Here is a 16,859-nt window from a genome sequence, read left to right on the forward strand (position 1 = left end):
CATCGATGAGCGACTACCTGACCACGAACGAACTCGCCGACTGGCTTGGACTCAGTGCGGATACCAGAGCAACGAAATTAGGAGGAGCGGCTAAAATAGCGACAGCATTTCGGAATGCCCCGCCGCAAACCCACACCGGTGTGGGTCGATAAAGTGGGCCATATTCCGAAATCAAAATCACAGCGCTTTGATTTTTAACCTGAATTTGCTGTTCGCCGACTCGATTGCGATTCCTGTTGTCGTGGGTTCGAGTCCCATCAGCCACCCCAAAGAATTCAGCAGTGAACAAATGAGCCCGCACGGGTTGCGGGCTCAATTGCGTCTGTGCACGAGAGACACCCGGGAACGTCTTTGAGCTTCGAGCAATACTACAGGCGGCTGCACCTGCCGGAGACTGCGTCCCCGGCAGAAATCAAGCGCGCCTACCGTCAACTGCGCGCGAAGTACCACCCCGACCGCAACAAGGGTCGCGAGGCGGCAGTCGAGCCGGTCTTCAAGCTCATTCAGGAGGCCTTCGAGATTCTGAGCGGCAGGCGCATCGCGCCAACGGCGAGGACAACTGGCGCCGCGAGTCCGGCCGGCAAGACCCGCAACGGCGAAGCGCAACCGCGTCAGCGTCGCGCGGCGCCGCCCATGCGCGGCGCCAACTGCCTCGTCGAGCTATTCGTGCCGCTAGAAGTCGCGATCAATGGCGGCGGCGTTCAAGCCCACTACCCTGTCAAAGGTCCGTGTCCCGCGTGCGAACAGGAAGATCGCGGCGCGCTTTGCGAACAATGTCACGGCACCGGCGTAAAGACATGGCGCAAGTCGGAAGTGGTCGCAATTCCACACGGCGCATGGGACGGCCAGCGTCTGGTGGTGGCCGACGGCGGCCACCCCGGCGTGAACGGCGGCCCACCGGGAGACGCGACTTTCTCCGTCTCCATCGTTTGCGGCCCGGGCTTTACGCGCAACGGGCTCGATCTCGCTTGCGAGCTTCCAGTCGACTTCGTGACGGCCATGCTAGGCGGCGGTGTTCAGGCCAAGGTGCTCGGCCGCACGTTCGACGTGAAAATCCCGGCGAACGCGAATGCGCGCACGCCGATCCGTCTGCCGGGTCTTGGACTCGCGGACCGCAACGGCGGGCGCGGCAACCTCACGCTGCACCTGGTCCTCACGATGCCGGCCGCCGCTGCACATTTGACCGGGGCCGAGCGCCAGCAACTACGCGACATGTTCGCCGATGCAGCGCGCCGGGCAAGCCAGTCGCCCAGCGCGAGTTCGCAAGGCAAACGCTAGCTCGCTTGCGTGCCGCGCGCATCGATCCACGCGCGCGCCGCTTCGAAGCCCGCCTCGGCCGCCGCGTGCTCGGTGGACCAGAGGCGCGTGATAGGCACGAGCTGCCAGTCCTCCACGATAGTATCGTCCTTCAGCACACGATAGTGCGCCTTCACGCCCGTGAGCACCTGCTCGACTGCGACTTCAATATCGTAGTCCTTGTAGCGCTCCTGGTAGTCGCCCATGTCGATGCCCTTCGGCTCCATGCTCGCCTCTTCCGTCTTCCGTTGACGGTTCATGCTAGCACTTGCGCGCGCCGCGACTCGCAGGCGGCGCCGGCGCGCGGGCACGCTTCACAGGCGCGCGATCGAGACCTCCGTCGACTTCACCAGCGCGACCACTTCCGAGCCCACCTTCAACTCGAGTTCGTCGATCGAGCGCGTGGTGATGACCGAGGTGACGATGCCGAATGCCGTATCGACATCGACTTCCGAAACGACGGGCCCGCGAATGATTTCCTTGATCTTGCCGCGAAACTGGTTGCGCACGTTGATAGCGGTAATGCTCATAGATTCGGCTCCGTGGGTTCGAGTAAAAACAACAGGATTCCTGATGAATAATTTAAGCCACTGCGCCCGTTGGCCGCCCGGCGGCTGGCAGTGGGCCGTGGCCTAGCACGCGCTGCAGCACGCTCTCCTCGAGCGCAGCAAAGCGTGCGTCGACGCGCGCCCGCGGGCGCTCGAGCGGCACGCGCTGATCGAGCGCGATGCGCCCTGCCTCGACGAGCAGAATACGGTCGCCGAGTGCGACAGCTTCGTGCACGTCGTGCGTCACCAGCAACGCGGTGAAGCGATGCTCGCGCCAAAGGCGCTCGATCAGCGCATGCATCTCGAGGCGCGTCAGCGCGTCGAGTGCGCCGAGCGGCTCGTCGAGCAGCAACAGGCTCGGACGATGCACGAGCGCACGGGCGAACGCAACGCGCTGGCGCTGGCCTCCCGAGAGGCGCGCGGGCCACTCGTCGGCGCGCGCGAGCAGGCCCACTTCGTCGAGCACCGCGCGGGCGTCGTCACGCGCGCCGCGCCCGAGTCCGAGCATCACGTTCTGCAAGACGGTCTTCCACGGCAAGAGGCGCGCGTCCTGAAACATGATGCGCGTATCGAGCGGCGCGCCATCTGCGCCGCGCCGCTCGACCACGCCCTCGTCGGGCGTTTCGAGGCCGGCGATCAGGCGCAGCAACGTGGACTTGCCGCAACCGCTGCGTCCGACAATCGACACAAAACTGCCGCGCTCGATCGCGAGGTCGAAGCCGGCGAGCACGGCGTGCTCGCCGTAGCGCTTGCCCACACCGCGAAGGGCAACGGCGGCGTCCACTTCGGGCGTAGGCGTACGTGGTGCCACGCCCTCGCGCGCCGCTTGCGCCCTGTCGTTTCGCTCGCGCGCCTGCACGCGCCCGGCATCTTCCCACCCCACACCGTAATTCGACGCCAGTTGACTCGCGCTCATGCTTCGTTCTCCTGTTGATAAGCGGGGTGCCAGCGCAGCGCCACGCGTTCGAGCGACTTCGCAAGCCAGTCGGCGAGCTTGCCGAGCGCCGCATAGAGCAGGATGCCGACCACCACCACATCGGTTTGCAGGAATTCGCGCGCGTTCATCGTCATGTAGCCAATGCCCGACTGCGCGGAGATCGTTTCGGCGACGATCAGCGTCACCCACATCAGCCCAAGCGCAAAGCGCACGCCGACGAGAATCGATGGCAACGCCCCCGGCAAAATCACCTCGCGATAGAGCGCGAAACCCTTGAGCCCATAGCTGCGCGCCATCTCGACGAGATTGGCGTCCACCGAGCGGATGCCGTGAAACGTATTCACGTAGACGGGAAAGAACACGCCCAGCGCCACGAGAAAGACTTTCGCCTCCTCGCCAATGCCGAACCACAGAATCACGAGCGGAATCATGGCGAGCGCCGGGATATTGCGGACCATCTGCACGGTCGAATCGAGCGCGGTTTCCGCGGGCTTGAAAAGCCCGGTAGCCAATCCGAGCACGAGCCCGATGCCGCCGCCGATCGCGAACCCCGAAAGCGCCCGCCACGTGCTCACGCGCACGTCCGCCCACATTTCGCCCGACTCGATCAGCGACCAGGCCGCCCGCACCACGGCGAGCGGCTCGGGCAGCACGCGCGTCGAAAGCGCGCCGCTCCTGGCGGCGATCTCCCAGATCACGAGCACCGCCAGCGGCACTAGCCAGGGCGCGAGCCGCCGCCGGCTCGCCCGCACGAATCTCCGCGCGGCGCGCAGCGCACCGCCTGCGGTGGTGCGATCGCGCGCGGGTGCGGCCCTTACTACGGATTGCGTCATCGTTGCATCCTCCACGATTGCTGCCGTTCTCCAGCGCCTCAGCTCTGGCTCACTTTCGGCAGATAGTGATTCCCGACCACTTCGCCGAAAGGCCCCGAAAGGGGGCCGCCCGCGCCCTTCGCCGTGCGCCCAGGCAGCAGCGGGAACACGAGTTCCGCAAACCGGTAGGATTCCTCGAGATGGGGATAGCCGGACAAGATGAACGTCTCGATGCCAAGCTGCGCGTATTCCTTCATGAGCGCGGCCACCTGTTCAGGATTGCCGACGAGCGCCGTGCCCGCGCCGCCGCGCACGAGGCCCACGCCAGCCCACAGGTTCGGATACACCTCAAGGTCCTTGCGCGTGCCGCGCTTGCCGCCGTGCAGCGCGGCCATGCGGCGCTGGCCTTCCGAATCCATCTTCGCGAATGCGGCCTGGGCGCGCGCAACCGTCTCGTCGTCGAGGTGGCTGATGAGCTTGTCGGCGGCGGCCCACGCTTCGTCTTCGCTCTCGCGCACGATCACGTGCAGGCGAATGCCGAAGCGGATCGTGCGGCCGTGCTCGGCGGCGCGCGCGCGGATGTCGGCGATCTTGCGCGCGACGGCTTCGGGAGGCTCGCCCCACGTCAGATAGGTGTCGATGTGCGCGCCCGCCATGGCGTGCGCGGCCGGCGACGAGCCGCCGAACCACAACGGCGGATGCGGATGCTGCGCTGGCGGATACAGCACTTTGCCGCCCACCGAGCGCAGATGTCGCCCCTCGAAATCGATCGCCTCGTTCGCGTGCGATGCGGCGAGCAGCTTGCGCCAGATATGTAGGAACTCGTCGGTGATTTCGTAGCGCGTGTCGTGATCGACGAAGAGGCCATCGCCTTCCAGCTCGGCCGTGTCGCCGCCCGTCACGACGTTGATGAGCAGACGGCCATTGGAGAGCCGGTCGAACGTCGCGGCCATCCGTGCGGAGAGTGCCGGCGACGAGAGGCCGGGGCGGATCGCCACGAGGAACTTCAGGCGCCGTGTCGCGGCGATGAGGCTCGACGCCACGACCCACGCGTCCTCGCACGAGCGCCCGGTAGGCAGCAGGACGCCTTCATAGCCGAGCGTATCGGCGGCGGCGGCGATCTGCTGGAAATACGCGAGATCGGCCGCGCGCGCGCCCTGGGTCGTGCCCAGATAGCGGCTGTCGCCGTGGGTCGGGATGAACCAGAACACATTCATGCATTGCTCCTGCCTGGAAATTCGAAACGAATCGGGTGACTGCCGGCCAGCGAGCACGCGCGGGCACGCCGCGCAAGCGAATGCGCCGCTCGTGGCTCGATTGAGAGGATTCGACAGCAGACGGAATGCGCCGGCGCGTTCCCCGTGCGCCTCGCGAGAGCGCCCGGCGACGGCGGCGCCGTCTTCATGGGGAACCAGTCTAGGGACCGCTCGCACCCTTTAGAACGATTTTTTTGAGCTTAGGTTTTCCACTTTCGTGCTTTACCCGACGCTTTAGCGTACGGTGCGCCTCGCGCGCACCGCGCGCCGATATAATGGCGCACGCACCCACAAAAACACCGGCACGCCGCGCGCATCACGCTCCATAAGGCGCGTTGCGCAGCGAGGCCAAGAAGCTCTCGCACGATTCCATGCAAAAACTGATTCTGCCGTTCGTATCCGGCTTTCTCGCGTCGCTCTTCTTTCGCGAAGCGACGCTCGCGCTCCTGCATGCCGCCCAGGTCATCGACGCGGCCGGATTTTCGACGAACCCATTCCAGCCGCTCGGGCTGCCCGAGTTCCTCGTGAATGCGATCTGGAGCGCCATCTGGGCCGTGCTGATGGCGTGGCTGCTGCGCGTGTCGCCTTCGCGGCCCGCGCCGTGGGTTCAGGCCTTCGTGTTCGGCGGCATCGTCCTCACTGCGGCTATGGTGTTCGTCGTCGATCCTCTGCGCGGCATCTGGCCGACCGGCAACATGCTGCCGCGGCTTGCCACGGGCTTCGCCTCGAATGCGATGTGGGGCTGGGGCGCGCTGGTTTTCATGCGCGCGTTCATGAGCGAAACGGCCGAAGACTGACTGCGCCTGCGGGCCGTGCGCAATGCGCGGCCCGCGTTTTCCCACCGCGCTTTCCCCCTCACACCTCCTCCACTGCTCCCTCGCGCCAGCCAGCTCAACCGATGAGTTCGCGCAGCGGGTGCTCCATCAAGCGCCAAGGGCTCTCGAACATCCGCTCGACGTCTTCGCGGCGCACGTCTTCGATATTCGCGAAGCGCCAATGCGGTTGATTGTCCTTGTCGATGATGCGCGCGCGGATGCCCTCCAGCACGTCGCCAATCGCGAAGCTCGAGCGCGTGAGGTCGAGGTCGCGGCGCAGGCAGTCGGCCATCGTGCCCTCCGCGCGCGAGACCACCTCGAGCGACACCGCCATGGAAAGCGGCGAACGCTCGCGCAGAACGTCCACCATCTGCCCGGCCCATTTTGCCTCGTCGCCCGCGCGCGCATGGCGAGCGGCTTCGAGCGATGCCAGCATGGCCGGCACATCGGCGAGCGAGAAATGCTGGTCGATCCAGCCGCGCACCGCGGCCAGCGACGATCCTTCGGCGAGTCGCCGCAATTCGGGCGCGGGCAGCGCCGCCTGGCGCATGCGCGCGACCACTTCCGCGCCGCTCGCAAACGGCTCGCTCTCCAGCGCATCGAGCAGCGCCGGCCACGCAGACTCGTCGAGCGACGCATCGGCCAGGCCCGCATACACGGCGCTCGCCTGATCGAGCGTCTCGCCTGTCACCGCGAGATACCGGCCGATCGCGCCAGGCGTGCGCGCGAGGAACCAGCCCATGCCGACATCGGGAAAGAGGCCGATGCGCGTCTCCGGCATCGCCATGCGCGTGGTCGGATCCACGAGCCGCAGCCCGCCCGTGCGATGCGCGCCCTGCGAGATGCCCATGCCGCCGCCCATGACCACGCCGTTGAGCATCGCGATGTACGGCTTCGGAAACGTGAAGATGGCGTGGTTGAGGCGATATTCGTCGGCGAAGAACGTGTCGAGCGCCGCCTGGTCGCCCGCGCGGTACGACTCGTACAAAAAGCGAATGTCGCCGCCCGCGCAGAACGCGCGCGGGTGGCGCGTACGCACGATCACCGCGAGCACGCCCGGGTCGTCGCGCCAGCGATCGAGCGCGGCGTGCATCGTGCGGACCATGGCGGTGGTGAGCGCATTGAGCGCCTGCGGGCGCTCGAGTTCGATATAGCCGATGCGGTTCGCTACGCGCGTAAGCACGTGCGAGTCGGCGTCGGCTGCGGTCGGGCTTGCGTTGGCTTCGTGTGACATGGCGATTGGCAAGGCAGAACGATGAGCGGCGCCTGAATCGGGCGAGGCGCGATCACAGGCACTCTGAGGCTATCACGACGCCACACCGGGCGCTTGCGCGGCCGGCGACGCAGCCGCAGCGGCGCGCGCGCCGAACCACGCATCGAGCGTGGCGTCGATCAACGGACCGGGCGCCGCGTGCTCAGAGCCGGCACGCGCGAGCGTGAGCATCACCGCGCCGTGCAGCGTGGCCCAAAGCGACTGCGCAAGCAGGGGCCCATCGACATGCGCCCCGCTTGGCGGCGTCAGCACGGACAGCGTCGCGGCAAAGAGTTGTGCGCCGCAGGCCGGCGCAGCGCCGGCCTCAGGCTCGCCCGCCGCCTCGGCCAGCGCGGCGCGATGACGGCGTGCGGCCGGTCCCACGTGCTCTGCGCGCGTCTTGTGCGCCATGAAGATGAGTTCGTAAGTCTGCGGATGGTCGCAGCCGTACGCCACGTATGCATGCGCGAGGGCATGAAGCCGCTCGCGCGCGTCGGCGATCAGCCCGAGCGGTTCGAGCTGCGCAAGCAGTTGCGCGTAACATTCGCGGCCGAGCGCCTCGGCAATCTCGTCGCGGCCGGCGAAATAAAGATAGAGGGACGCAGGCGAATAACCGATCGCGTCGGCGATCTTGCGCATGGAGAGCGCGGCGAGCCCGTCGCGCATGACGATGCGGCGTGCAGCGTCGAGGATGCGCTCGCGCTGATCGTGCGCGCGTGCTGCGTGCCTTGCGTGGAGTTCGCGGTCCTTGCGTTCGACGATGCTCATGACGACGCTAGCCAGTTGCGGCAACCGAAATTTCCCGTGACGCCCGTGCGGGGCGTGCCTGACTACGCGTACAAGCCTACGAGTCCAGGCGTCCGGGGGGAAAGTGACCGCTCTTGAGCAGCACCGGCGTGCCGTTGCTGAGTTCGAGATGGGCGCGCGCCACAGCTTCGATGCGCGATCGGCCGGCGTCGAACGCCTGCATCCACGCGTCGCGGTTCGCGGGCAGCGCACCGAAATGGTCCTCGAGCGCCTCGACGGAAATCGCGCAGGGAACGCGTGTGCCGTCGACGAGCGCGGGAAAGACCACGGTCAGATTGGCGTCGCGATAGAGCGGCGCGTCGGCGGGAAAACGAATGATCATGTCCAGCCCCAATGGGGAAAATCAGCAGAAAGCACTGCCGCCGGAGGACGACGCGGTGCACGGCGGTAACCGGCCATGTTACGCGCAGGGCGCAATGTCTGGCGCGAATGTGGCCAGTGCGGTGGCCGGTTCGGCCGCCGTCTTTCAATGCGCCTGCATCTTCGAGAACAGATTCAGCACGACCACGCCGGCCACGATGAGCCCGAGCCCGAGCACGGCCGGCAGATCGGGCACCTGCCGATAGAGCGCCATCGCCACGAGCGTAATGAGCACGATGCCCACGCCCGACCACACTGCATAGACGATGCCCACCGGCAAACTGCGCAACGTGAGCGAGAGCCCGTAGAACGCGATGCCATACCCCACCACGACGATCGCCGACGGCACGAGCCGCGTGAAGCCATTCGACGCGCGCAACGCAGAAGTGGCGATGACTTCCGCGACGATCGCGATGACGAGCCAGGCCCAGGCCGAGAACGGAGGAATGCGCATCGTCTCAGACCTTCGCGAGCGCGAGCTGCGCGTAGTCGGCGTTGAGTTGCGCGCAGAGCGCTTCGACTACCAGTTCGTGATCGGCGCGCTGCGGCAGGCCCGAGACCGTGATCGAGCCGATCACGCCCGTACCCTCCACCGTGAGCGGAAACGAACCGCCATGCGGCGCGAAATCGGCGATCGGCAGGCCGTGCTTGTCGGCAAGCGTCGAACCGGTTTGCTGCATGCGCAGGCCGATCGCATAGGAGCTGCGCCGAAAGTGCTCGACCACGCGCGACTTGCGGCGCACCCAGTCGGCATTGTCGGGCGTGGCGCCGTCCAGCGCGCAAAAGAAGAGCTGCTGGCCGAAGGTGCGCACATCGATGGCGACGGGCAGCGCGCGGGCGCGCGCGAGTTCATGCAGATGCGAGCCGAGCTGCCAGGCACGATCGGCGTCGAAACGCGGAAACACCAGCGCATGCTCTTGCGCGGCTATCGATTGCAGATCGATGGGAATGTCCATGGAAGAGGCAAATGAGGCGCAGTGCGTTGTCGCAGTGCGTTGTACAAGGCAACGGCGCAGCGTGAACATCGCGAAGAGCGTGCACGGCGCCGAACGAGCCCCGATTCTATCCTGACGATTCAAGAAGCCATCCACGCGTGTCCTGCAAACTTTTTGCAAACGCGTGGAAAGGCGCTCGTCATTTGTTGTTGCAACGCGGCGCGAACTGTCATATAATCTTTTCTTCGACGGACGCGGGGTGGAGCAGTCTGGCAGCTCGTCGGGCTCATAACCCGAAGGTCGTAGGTTCAAATCCTACCCCCGCAACCAGCAGAATTCGAAAGGGTTACAGGTCATTGGCCTGTAACCCTTTTTCCGTTTACGCCTCTTCCAGGCGCGGTCTTCCCATCGCTGGGCACATGAGCGAAGCCGCTGAGCGGTGATAAACTCGCATCACCCATCCCCCTATCGTGCCCATGAAATTCTGCTCGACTTGCGGTCAGGCGGTCAGCCTGCTCATTCCGCCCGGCGACAATCGCGAACGCTACGTCTGCTCACACTGCGGCACCATCCACTATCAGAATCCGCGCAACGTGGTCGGCACGGTTCCGGTCTGGGAAGACAAGGTGCTGTTGTGCCGCCGCGCGATCGAGCCGCGCTACGGCTACTGGACGCTGCCCGCCGGCTTCATGGAGATGGGAGAGACGACCGCCGAAGCCGCGGCACGCGAAACGCTCGAGGAAGCCGGCGCGCGCGTCGAGGTGCAGAACCTCTTTTCACTCCTGAACGTGCCGCGTGTGCATCAGGTGCATCTGTTCTATCTCGCGCGCCTGCTCGACATCGATATCGCAGCCGGCGAGGAAAGTCTCGAAGTGCGGCTTTTCGACGAGCACGAAATTCCCTGGGACGACATTGCGTTCCCAACGGTCGGGCAGACCCTGCGCTGTTTCTTCGCCGATCGCCAGTCGGGCAGCTTCGGGCTGCACACCGGCGACGTCCTGCGCTCGCTGCGCGACGGCTGATCGCCCTTCTAACCAAGCCCGCGACGATGGTCCCCTGGCTTTCGCCCGACGAACCGTTTCCCGCCGTCGAGCGCGCACTCGGCGCGTCGAGCGGCGCGCCAGGCCTGCTCGCCGCGAGCGCGGACCTGTTGCCGTCACGCCTCATCGATGCCTACCGGCGCGGCATTTTCCCGTGGTACTCGGACGGCCAGCCGGTGCTCTGGTGGAGCCCCGACCCGCGCATGATCCTGCGCCCCGACGAATTCAAGGTCTCACCCTCCTTCAGGAAAACGCTCAAGCGTGTGCTGCGTGAGGACGCGTGGGAAATTCGCGTCGACAACAATTTCGCCGCCGTGATGCGCGCGTGCGCGAACGCGCCGCGGCGCGGCCAGCGCGGCACGTGGATCACCGGCGACGTGATCGACGCCTACTCCACCCTGCACCGCGTGGGCGATGCGCACAGCGTCGAGGCCTGGTTCGGCGGCGAGCGTGTGGGGGGCCTCTACGGCGTGGCGCTCGGCACGATGTTCTTCGGCGAGTCGATGTTCGCTTCCATGACCGACGCGTCGAAGATCGCGCTCGCGGCCCTCGTCGCGCATCTGCGCCGTCACGGCGTCGAGTTGATCGATTGCCAGCAGAACACCGCGCATCTCGCCTCGCTCGGCGGGCGCGAAATCTCGCGCAAGGCGTTCATCGCCCACGTGCGCACGCACGTGAATGCCGCGCCCATTCCCTGGAAGTTCGACAAAGCCGTGCTCGCCGATCTGCTCGGCGGCAGGGGCGCGCCAGACGAGTTCTTGCCCGCAGCGTGAATGGCAGGCGAGCGGCAAATGAGTGGCACATGAGCGGCGTATGATCGCTCGCGTGCGAGCTTGCGACAGCCCACGCAATTCGATGGATACATGTTCGGCGTCAATGTTAGACTGAATAGCGAACCCATCGCAGCCCGGCCTTCCCTGGCACGCCATGTGCGGCTCGCCGTGTGGCCTGGCAAGGCTTGCGCGTGAGGCTGGGTGCGCGACGCGCGCGCCACGCGACGATCCGAACTGCTACGAGAGCTGCCAACGTGACGCATCCAAACGAGCTGCCGCTTTCACCGCTTTCCGCGCTGCAATTCTATGCAACGGCGCCCTACCCCTGTAGTTACCTGGAGGGGCGCATCGCGCGCTCGCAGGTGGCAACGCCCAGTCATCTCATCAACTCCGACGTCTATACCGATCTCGTGAAGGCCGGCTTCCGGCGCTCGGGCGTGTTCACCTATCGCCCCTACTGCGATGGCTGCCGCGCGTGCGTGCCGGTGCGTGTGCCGGTCGAGCGCTTCACGCCGAGCCGCACGCAGCGTCGCGCGTGGAAGCGGCACGGCGCGCTCGTCGCCACGGTCGCGCCGCTGCACTACGACGAGGCGCATTACGCGCTCTACATGCGCTATCAGTCCGCGCGCCACGCGGGCGGCGGCATGGATCGCGACAGCCGCGACCAGTACGAGCAGTTCCTGCTGCAAAGCCGGATCAACTCACGGCTGGTCGAATTCCGCGAGCCGGACCCTGCTCATCCGGACGAGCCCGGCGCGTTGCGCATGGTGAGCATGATCGACATCCTCGGCGACGGGCTCTCGTCGGTCTACACGTTCTTCGACCCGGACACGCTCCACACGAGCTACGGCACCTACAACATCCTCTGGCAGATCGAGCAGGCCCGCAGCCTTCAGCTGCCTTACGTGTATCTCGGCTACTGGATCCGCGAGAGCCCGAAAATGGCCTACAAGGCGCACTTTCAGCCGCTCGAAGGGCTCTTCGACGGCGCATGGGCGCCACTCACGCCGCTCACGCCCGAAGCCTGAGCCTGCGGCGCATCGCCCAGGGTCCGCGTTACCGCTAAAATAGCGGGTTCCCATTTTCTGGCGCCCGCGCCTTCTTCCCGTGTTCAGCACCCTTTATCCGTTCGTCCGCGACCAGCTCTTTCGCATGGACGCCGAAGACGCCCATCACCTCTCGCTGCGCATGATCGGCGCCGCCGGCCGCACCGGCATGGCGGGCCTGCTCGCCCCGCGCGTGCCCGATTCGCCGCGCACCGTCATGGGCCTCACCTTCCGCAACCCGGTGGGACTCGCCGCGGGCCTCGACAAGGAAGGCGCCGCGATCGACGGTTTCGCCGCGCTCGGCTTCGGCTTCATCGAGGTGGGCACCGTGACGCCGCGCCCGCAGCCGGGCAACCCGCGCCCGCGCATTTTCCGGCTGCCGCAGGCGGGCGGCATCATCAACCGCATGGGGTTCAACAACCACGGCGTCGAGCAGTTCGTGAAGAACGTGCAGGCCGCGCGCTATCGCGGCATTCTCGGCCTGAATATCGGCAAGAACGCCGACACGCCGATCGAGCGCGCCGCCGACGACTATCTCTTCTGCCTCGAGCGCGTCTATCCGTTCGCGAGCTACGTGACAATCAACATCTCGTCGCCGAACACGAAGAATCTGCGCCAGCTGCAAGGCGGCGGCGAGCTCGACGCCCTGCTCGCCGCGCTCAAGGACAAGCAGCAGCGTCTCGCAGACATGCACGGCAAGCTCGTGCCGCTCGCGCTGAAGATCGCGCCCGATCTCGACGACGAGCAGGTCAAGGAAATCGCTGATACGCTCCTGCGCCACAAGATCGAAGGCGTGATCGCGACCAACACCACGCTCTCGCGCGCGGCGGTGGAAGGCATGCCAAATGCGAACGAAACGGGTGGCCTCTCGGGACGCCCGGTATTCGACGCCTCGAACAACGTGATCCGCAAGCTGCGCGCCGAATTGGGCGGCGACGTGCCGATCATCGGCGTGGGCGGCATTTTTTCGGGCGACGACGCGCGCGCGAAGATCGCGGCCGGCGCCTCGCTCGTGCAGGTCTACACGGGCTTCATCTACCGCGGCCCGGCACTCGTCGCCGAATGTGCGCGGGCGCTGGCCCCGGGCCGCGCGTAAAGCTATAGTGGCAGGCTAGTCATGGCGCATCGGAGGCGCTGTGCACTAGCACCAGAATCGCAGCAGCAGAACAAGAGGAAAACATGAAATCCGGTTTGCTGAAAAAACTCCTTGCACTTGCAATCGTTGGCGCATCGTTCGTCGCAGCCAGCGCCCACGCCGATGACCTGCTCGACCAGGTCAAGGCGCGCGGCACGCTGCGCATCGGTCTCGAAGGCACGTTCCCCCCGTTCAACTCGAAGGCGCCCAACGGCGAGCTGGTCGGCTATGACGTCGACATCGCCCGAGCCGTCGCCGCGAAAATGGGCCTCAAGCCCGAATTCGTCACGACCGAATGGAGCGGCATCATCGCGGGCCTGCAGGCAGGCAAGTTCGACGTGATCGTGAACCAGGTCGGCGTGACCGACCAGCGCAAGGCGGTGCTCGAATTCTCGCCGGCGTACACGTACTCGGCCGCGCAGCTCATCCAGCGCAAGGACGACACGCGCGAGTTCAAGACGCTCGAAGACCTCAAGGGCAAGAAGCTCGGCGTCGGCCTCGGCACCAACTACATGGACATGGCCAAGTCGGTGCCGGGCATCGACGTGAAGACCTACCCGGGCGCCCCCGAGTATCTGCGCGACCTCGCAGCGGGCCGCCTCGACGCGGCGCTCAACGACCGCCTGATGCTCGCCTACCTGCTGAAGAACTCGCAGTTGCCGCTGCGCACGGGCGCGATGGTCGGCGCCGGCAACCCGTCGGCCATCCCGTTCAAGAAGGGCAATCCGAAGTTCGCCAAGGCGATCGACGACGCGATGACGCAACTCGAAGCCGATGGCACCTTCACGAAGATCTCGGACAAGTGGTTCGGCATCGACGTGACCAAGCCGATCTCGCAATGATCCGGCAATGATCGCGAGCGCCGCACAGTCCGGCTGACGCGAAGGGCGGCATCGCACGATGCCGCCCTTCGCACATATGCCTCCATTGCAAACCGCGCCACTTCCATTCGTTACCTACGCCCATGCCCATCTATACGCTCATCATCCAGTCGCTGCCGGTGCTCGCACAGGGCGCGGTGCTGACGGTCAAGTTCGCCGTGCTTTCGATGATCTTCGGGCTCATCGGCGGTGCCGTGCTCGCGCTCATGGGCATCAGCTCGAACCGTACGCTCGTGTTCATCGCGCGCGTGTATGTGAGCCTGATGCGCGGCACGCCGCTGCTCGTGCAGATCTTCGTCATTTATTACGGATTGCCGAGCGTCGGCATCTCGCTCGACCCGACGCCCGCAGGCGTGATCGCGCTCTCTGCGAACGTGGCGGCCTATCTCTCGGAGAGCATGCGTGGCGCGATTCTCGGCATTCATAGCGGACAGTGGCTCGCGGCCTATAGCCTAGGCCTCTCGCGCACGCAGACGCTGCGCTACGTGATCGCGCCGCAGGCGTTGCGCATCGCCGTGCCGAGTCTCTCGAACAGCCTCATCAGCCTCATCAAGGACACCTCGCTCGTTTCGGTCATCACCGTGACAGAGCTGCTGCGCAGCGCGCAGGAAATCATCGCTTCGACGTATCAGCCGCTGCCGCTCTATCTCGCGGCGGCCGCCGTGTACTGGGTGCTTTGCCAGGTGCTCGAATGGGTGCAGCACTGGTACGAAAGGCGCCTCGCGCTGCCTGCACGCCACTGATAGCACATGCGTTTACAGACACGGCCCGCACATGCGGGCCGTTTCGCTTACGGGCCGCTGTTTAGCGTGTCATTCGCACGGAAAACGCAGTCCGAGCGCCGCTCGCGCCGCGTCGGCCATGGCGAACATGCGGCGCGAGGTATCGTGCGTCATCACCGGGCTTTCGAGCGCACCCGCGCGCAGCAGCTCGCAGAAGTGCGCCGTTTCGTAGTTGAGGCCGCCACCCTCGAACGGCTCGTCGAGTTCGACGACGCGGCCATCCACATAGCGCACCGTTGCGCGAACCGGATTCCACCAGTTCGCGTGTATCGTCACGTTGCCGTGCGGCCCCGCCAGCAGTGCGTCGCCATAACCGTGCAGATCGAGCCCGCAGAATAATTGCGCAATACCGCGCTCATGCTGGCAATTGAGACTTGCGAAGGTATCCACGCCAGTCGAGCCGAGGCGCCCGACGGTCTGCACCTCGCGCGGCGCGCCGAGCCAGTCGACGGCAAGAAACATTTCGTACACGCCGATGTCGAGCAGCGCACCGCCCGCTTGCTCGAACGAAAGCGATGGATGGTCGGCAGGCACGCTGGCCACCGAACAGCCCGCGCGCACGAACCCGACCGGCCCGATAGGATCATCGTCCAGTTGCGCGCGCAACTTTCGATAGAGGGGATAAAAAGGCGGCTTCATCGCCTCCATGAAGAGGCGCTGCGCGCGGCGCGCCGCATCGAGCACGCGTTCGAGCTGCGCGCCGTTGACGGTGGCGGGCTTTTCGCACAGCACGGGCAGGCCGGCTTCGAGCGCGGCAATGGCGTACTGGGCGTGACTGTCCTGCATCGTGGCGATATACACGGCGTCGATGCCGCTCGCGAAGAGCGCATCCACGCTCTCGCACGCCTGCGCGCCGCAGGTCGCGGCAAACGCCTGCGCAGTGGCCGCGCGCCGCGACCAGACCGCTTCGACGCGCGCATGCGGCACGTGCGCGACGCCCTGCGCGAAGCGATGCGCAATGCGGCCCGCGCCGACGATGCCCCAACGTATCGTTTGTGTTTCGCTCATGTGCTGCGTGCTCCGGCTGTGAAGTCGAGGGCGGCCGCACGACGTACGTCATGTACGTCACGCGCGGCGCACCCAAAGACACGCACGATACCGGCACACGCGGCGCGCCGCAATGCGCTCGCATCGATCCACGCACAGCGCCTGGATCGATGCGAGCGAAGCGACGCCGCGAACGGCCTTAGCGCTGCTCCAACTCCGGCGCGAGCGCGCGAGTGAGTTCGTCGGCGGTGTATTCGATCATCGCGAGCGCGGCCGCTTCGGCTTCTTTCGGCGCACGCCGCTCGATCGCTTCGACGATGCGCCCATGGGCCGCCACGACGTTGTTCCAGCCGCCGTCACGCGTGCTGAGAATCGGATTCACCAGCGAGAGCGCGCCACGAATGATCGCGGCCATCTGCTGATAAAACTGATTCCCGCTCGCCGCGAGGATGCGCGTGTGCAGAAGCGCGTCGGCGGTCTGGAAATTCGGATCGTCGGTGCTCGTCTGGCGCAGCGCCTCGAACGCCTCGCGAATGCCGGCAATGTCCGCCGCGCTCGCGCGCGTGGCCGCGAGCGCGCACGCCGCCGGTTCGATCAGGCCGCGAAATTCGATTACGTCGCGCAAAAACGTCTTGTCCGGTTTCGAGCGGAAACGCCAGTTCACGACGTCCTCGTCGATCATGCGCCAGTCGCGCATGGGCCGGATGCGCGTGCCTATTTTCGGCCGCACGTCGAGCATATGACGCGCGAGCAGCATGGAGAGCGCCTCGCGCATCACCGTGCGGCTCACGTCGAACTCCTTCGAGAGGATGTCCTGCGGTGGCAGCACGGCGCCATACCGCTCCTCGACGATGCCTGAAATCAGCCCGTCCATCACCTTGCTGACGAGCGAGCGTTCCTTGTTCCCCAGTTCCATGACCCTACCCCCCCCGATGTGGGCGTTATCGCCCATGTTTGCCGGATACTGCGCGGGCCCTCGTGCGTCGTCGAACTTAGGTATTACGTTGCATGCGCTTCGCATAATTCGCCAGCCAGGATATCTCCTGACATGATGCTTGCGGCATGCATCTTGTTCGTATTTACGCGTGTTACGTCGGCCCTTGCGCTGCTGTTTTTGTAAGGCGATCGTATGGATCGCCCGCTTACTTCAATCGGCACGCTTTCAACTGGCTTCAAATCGATCGGCAGTCCCTGGCT

General features: G+C 65.8%; 20 protein-coding genes and 1 tRNA gene. 9 read left to right on the plus strand and 12 right to left on the minus strand.

Features of this window, described 5'->3' with window-relative positions:
* Positions 1-351: 351 nt before the first annotated feature.
* A complete protein-coding gene (locus BFD71_RS27960; RefSeq protein ID WP_069267559.1) occupies positions 352-1,278 on the plus strand; it encodes a DnaJ C-terminal domain-containing protein in 927 nt (308 codons plus the stop codon).
* Here BFD71_RS27960 and BFD71_RS27965 read toward each other — a convergent pair.
* From BFD71_RS27965 to ssuD, 5 genes are all read right to left on the minus strand, one after another.
* Complete coding sequence (locus tag BFD71_RS27965; RefSeq protein WP_069267560.1) at positions 1,275-1,523, minus strand: DUF6566 family protein; 249 nt, start codon at positions 1,521-1,523, stop codon at positions 1,275-1,277. The two genes, BFD71_RS27960 and BFD71_RS27965, sit on opposite strands and share 4 nt — an antisense overlap.
* Before the next feature lie 87 nt (positions 1,524-1,610).
* Positions 1,611-1,826: a TOBE domain-containing protein gene (locus BFD71_RS27970; protein ID WP_028204871.1), complete on the minus strand. Its 216-nt coding sequence runs from the start codon at positions 1,824-1,826 to the stop codon at positions 1,611-1,613.
* Between the two features lie 52 nt (positions 1,827-1,878).
* On the minus strand, positions 1,879-2,760 hold the full coding sequence (locus BFD71_RS27975; RefSeq protein WP_083245507.1) for an ATP-binding cassette domain-containing protein: 882 nt from the start codon (positions 2,758-2,760) through the stop codon (positions 1,879-1,881).
* On the minus strand, positions 2,757-3,614 hold the full coding sequence (gene ssuC, locus BFD71_RS27980; RefSeq protein WP_069267561.1) for an aliphatic sulfonate ABC transporter permease SsuC: 858 nt from the start codon (positions 3,612-3,614) through the stop codon (positions 2,757-2,759). Before ssuC ends, BFD71_RS27975 begins: the two co-directional genes overlap by 4 nt.
* Positions 3,615-3,652: 38 nt before the next feature.
* Positions 3,653-4,810, minus strand: coding sequence for an FMNH2-dependent alkanesulfonate monooxygenase (gene ssuD / locus BFD71_RS27985; RefSeq protein WP_069267562.1), 1,158 nt, complete (start codon positions 4,808-4,810; stop codon positions 3,653-3,655).
* 410 nt (positions 4,811-5,220) lie between these two features.
* On the opposite strand from ssuD, the gene BFD71_RS27990 reads away from it, so the two are divergent.
* Complete coding sequence (locus BFD71_RS27990; RefSeq protein WP_069267614.1) at positions 5,221-5,646, plus strand: hypothetical protein; 426 nt, start codon at positions 5,221-5,223, stop codon at positions 5,644-5,646.
* Between the two features lie 94 nt (positions 5,647-5,740).
* On the opposite strand, the gene BFD71_RS27995 is transcribed toward BFD71_RS27990, so the two are convergent.
* The 5 genes from BFD71_RS27995 to BFD71_RS28015 all read right to left on the minus strand — a co-directional run bounded on the left by BFD71_RS27995 (position 5,741) and on the right by BFD71_RS28015 (position 9,039).
* Complete coding sequence (locus BFD71_RS27995; RefSeq protein WP_069267563.1) at positions 5,741-6,898, minus strand: enoyl-CoA hydratase/isomerase family protein; 1,158 nt, start codon at positions 6,896-6,898, stop codon at positions 5,741-5,743.
* A 72-nt stretch (positions 6,899-6,970) separates the two neighbouring features.
* Positions 6,971-7,684: a TetR/AcrR family transcriptional regulator gene (locus tag BFD71_RS28000; RefSeq protein ID WP_069267564.1), complete on the minus strand. Its 714-nt coding sequence runs from the start codon at positions 7,682-7,684 to the stop codon at positions 6,971-6,973.
* 76 nt (positions 7,685-7,760) lie between these two features.
* Positions 7,761-8,045, minus strand: a complete 285-nt coding sequence (locus BFD71_RS28005; RefSeq protein ID WP_069267565.1) for a DUF1488 domain-containing protein — start codon at positions 8,043-8,045, stop codon at positions 7,761-7,763.
* Positions 8,046-8,189: 144 nt separating this feature from the next.
* Positions 8,190-8,537, minus strand: a complete 348-nt coding sequence (locus BFD71_RS28010) for a DMT family transporter (protein ID WP_069267566.1) — start codon at positions 8,535-8,537, stop codon at positions 8,190-8,192.
* A 4-nt stretch (positions 8,538-8,541) separates the two neighbouring features.
* Positions 8,542-9,039 carry a heme-degrading domain-containing protein gene (locus BFD71_RS28015; RefSeq protein WP_069267567.1) on the minus strand — a complete coding sequence of 166 codons (498 nt, stop codon included), beginning with the start codon at positions 9,037-9,039 and terminating at the stop codon, positions 8,542-8,544.
* Between the two features lie 232 nt (positions 9,040-9,271).
* On the opposite strand from BFD71_RS28015, the gene BFD71_RS28020 reads away from it, so the two are divergent.
* The 7 genes from BFD71_RS28020 (at position 9,272) to BFD71_RS28050 (ending at position 14,636) form a co-directional block, all read left to right on the plus strand.
* Positions 9,272-9,348 (plus strand) — tRNA-Met (locus BFD71_RS28020).
* A 146-nt stretch (positions 9,349-9,494) separates the two neighbouring features.
* The gene (locus BFD71_RS28025; RefSeq protein ID WP_069267568.1) at positions 9,495-10,040 is read left to right on the plus strand and encodes an NUDIX hydrolase; all 546 of its coding nucleotides are present in this window, start codon (positions 9,495-9,497) and stop codon (positions 10,038-10,040) included.
* 26 nt (positions 10,041-10,066) lie between these two features.
* On the plus strand, positions 10,067-10,831 hold the full coding sequence (aat, locus tag BFD71_RS28030) for a leucyl/phenylalanyl-tRNA--protein transferase (RefSeq protein ID WP_069267569.1): 765 nt from the start codon (positions 10,067-10,069) through the stop codon (positions 10,829-10,831).
* 254 nt (positions 10,832-11,085) lie between these two features.
* Positions 11,086-11,859 (plus strand): arginyltransferase, encoded by a 774-nt coding sequence (locus BFD71_RS28035; protein WP_069267570.1) that lies wholly within the window; start codon positions 11,086-11,088, stop codon positions 11,857-11,859.
* A 79-nt stretch (positions 11,860-11,938) separates the two neighbouring features.
* Positions 11,939-12,973: a quinone-dependent dihydroorotate dehydrogenase gene (locus tag BFD71_RS28040; protein ID WP_069267571.1), complete on the plus strand. Its 1,035-nt coding sequence runs from the start codon at positions 11,939-11,941 to the stop codon at positions 12,971-12,973.
* An 83-nt stretch (positions 12,974-13,056) separates the two neighbouring features.
* Entirely contained in the window at positions 13,057-13,854 is a 798-nt protein-coding gene (locus BFD71_RS28045; protein ID WP_069267572.1) for a transporter substrate-binding domain-containing protein, read from the plus strand.
* 122 nt (positions 13,855-13,976) lie between these two features.
* Positions 13,977-14,636: an amino acid ABC transporter permease gene (locus BFD71_RS28050; RefSeq protein WP_028204859.1), complete on the plus strand. Its 660-nt coding sequence runs from the start codon at positions 13,977-13,979 to the stop codon at positions 14,634-14,636.
* A 69-nt stretch (positions 14,637-14,705) separates the two neighbouring features.
* Here the strand turns inward: BFD71_RS28050 and BFD71_RS28055 are convergent, their stop codons facing one another.
* Entirely contained in the window at positions 14,706-15,683 is a 978-nt protein-coding gene (locus tag BFD71_RS28055) for a Gfo/Idh/MocA family protein (RefSeq protein WP_069267573.1), read from the minus strand.
* Positions 15,684-15,861: 178 nt separating this feature from the next.
* Positions 15,862-16,578: a FadR/GntR family transcriptional regulator gene (locus BFD71_RS28060; RefSeq protein ID WP_069267574.1), complete on the minus strand. Its 717-nt coding sequence runs from the start codon at positions 16,576-16,578 to the stop codon at positions 15,862-15,864.
* Between the last annotated feature and the right edge of the window lie 281 nt (positions 16,579-16,859).

Source organism: Paraburkholderia nodosa (assembly GCF_001718195.1).
In the GTDB taxonomy this organism is placed as follows: Bacteria; Pseudomonadota; Gammaproteobacteria; order Burkholderiales; family Burkholderiaceae; genus Paraburkholderia; species Paraburkholderia nodosa_A.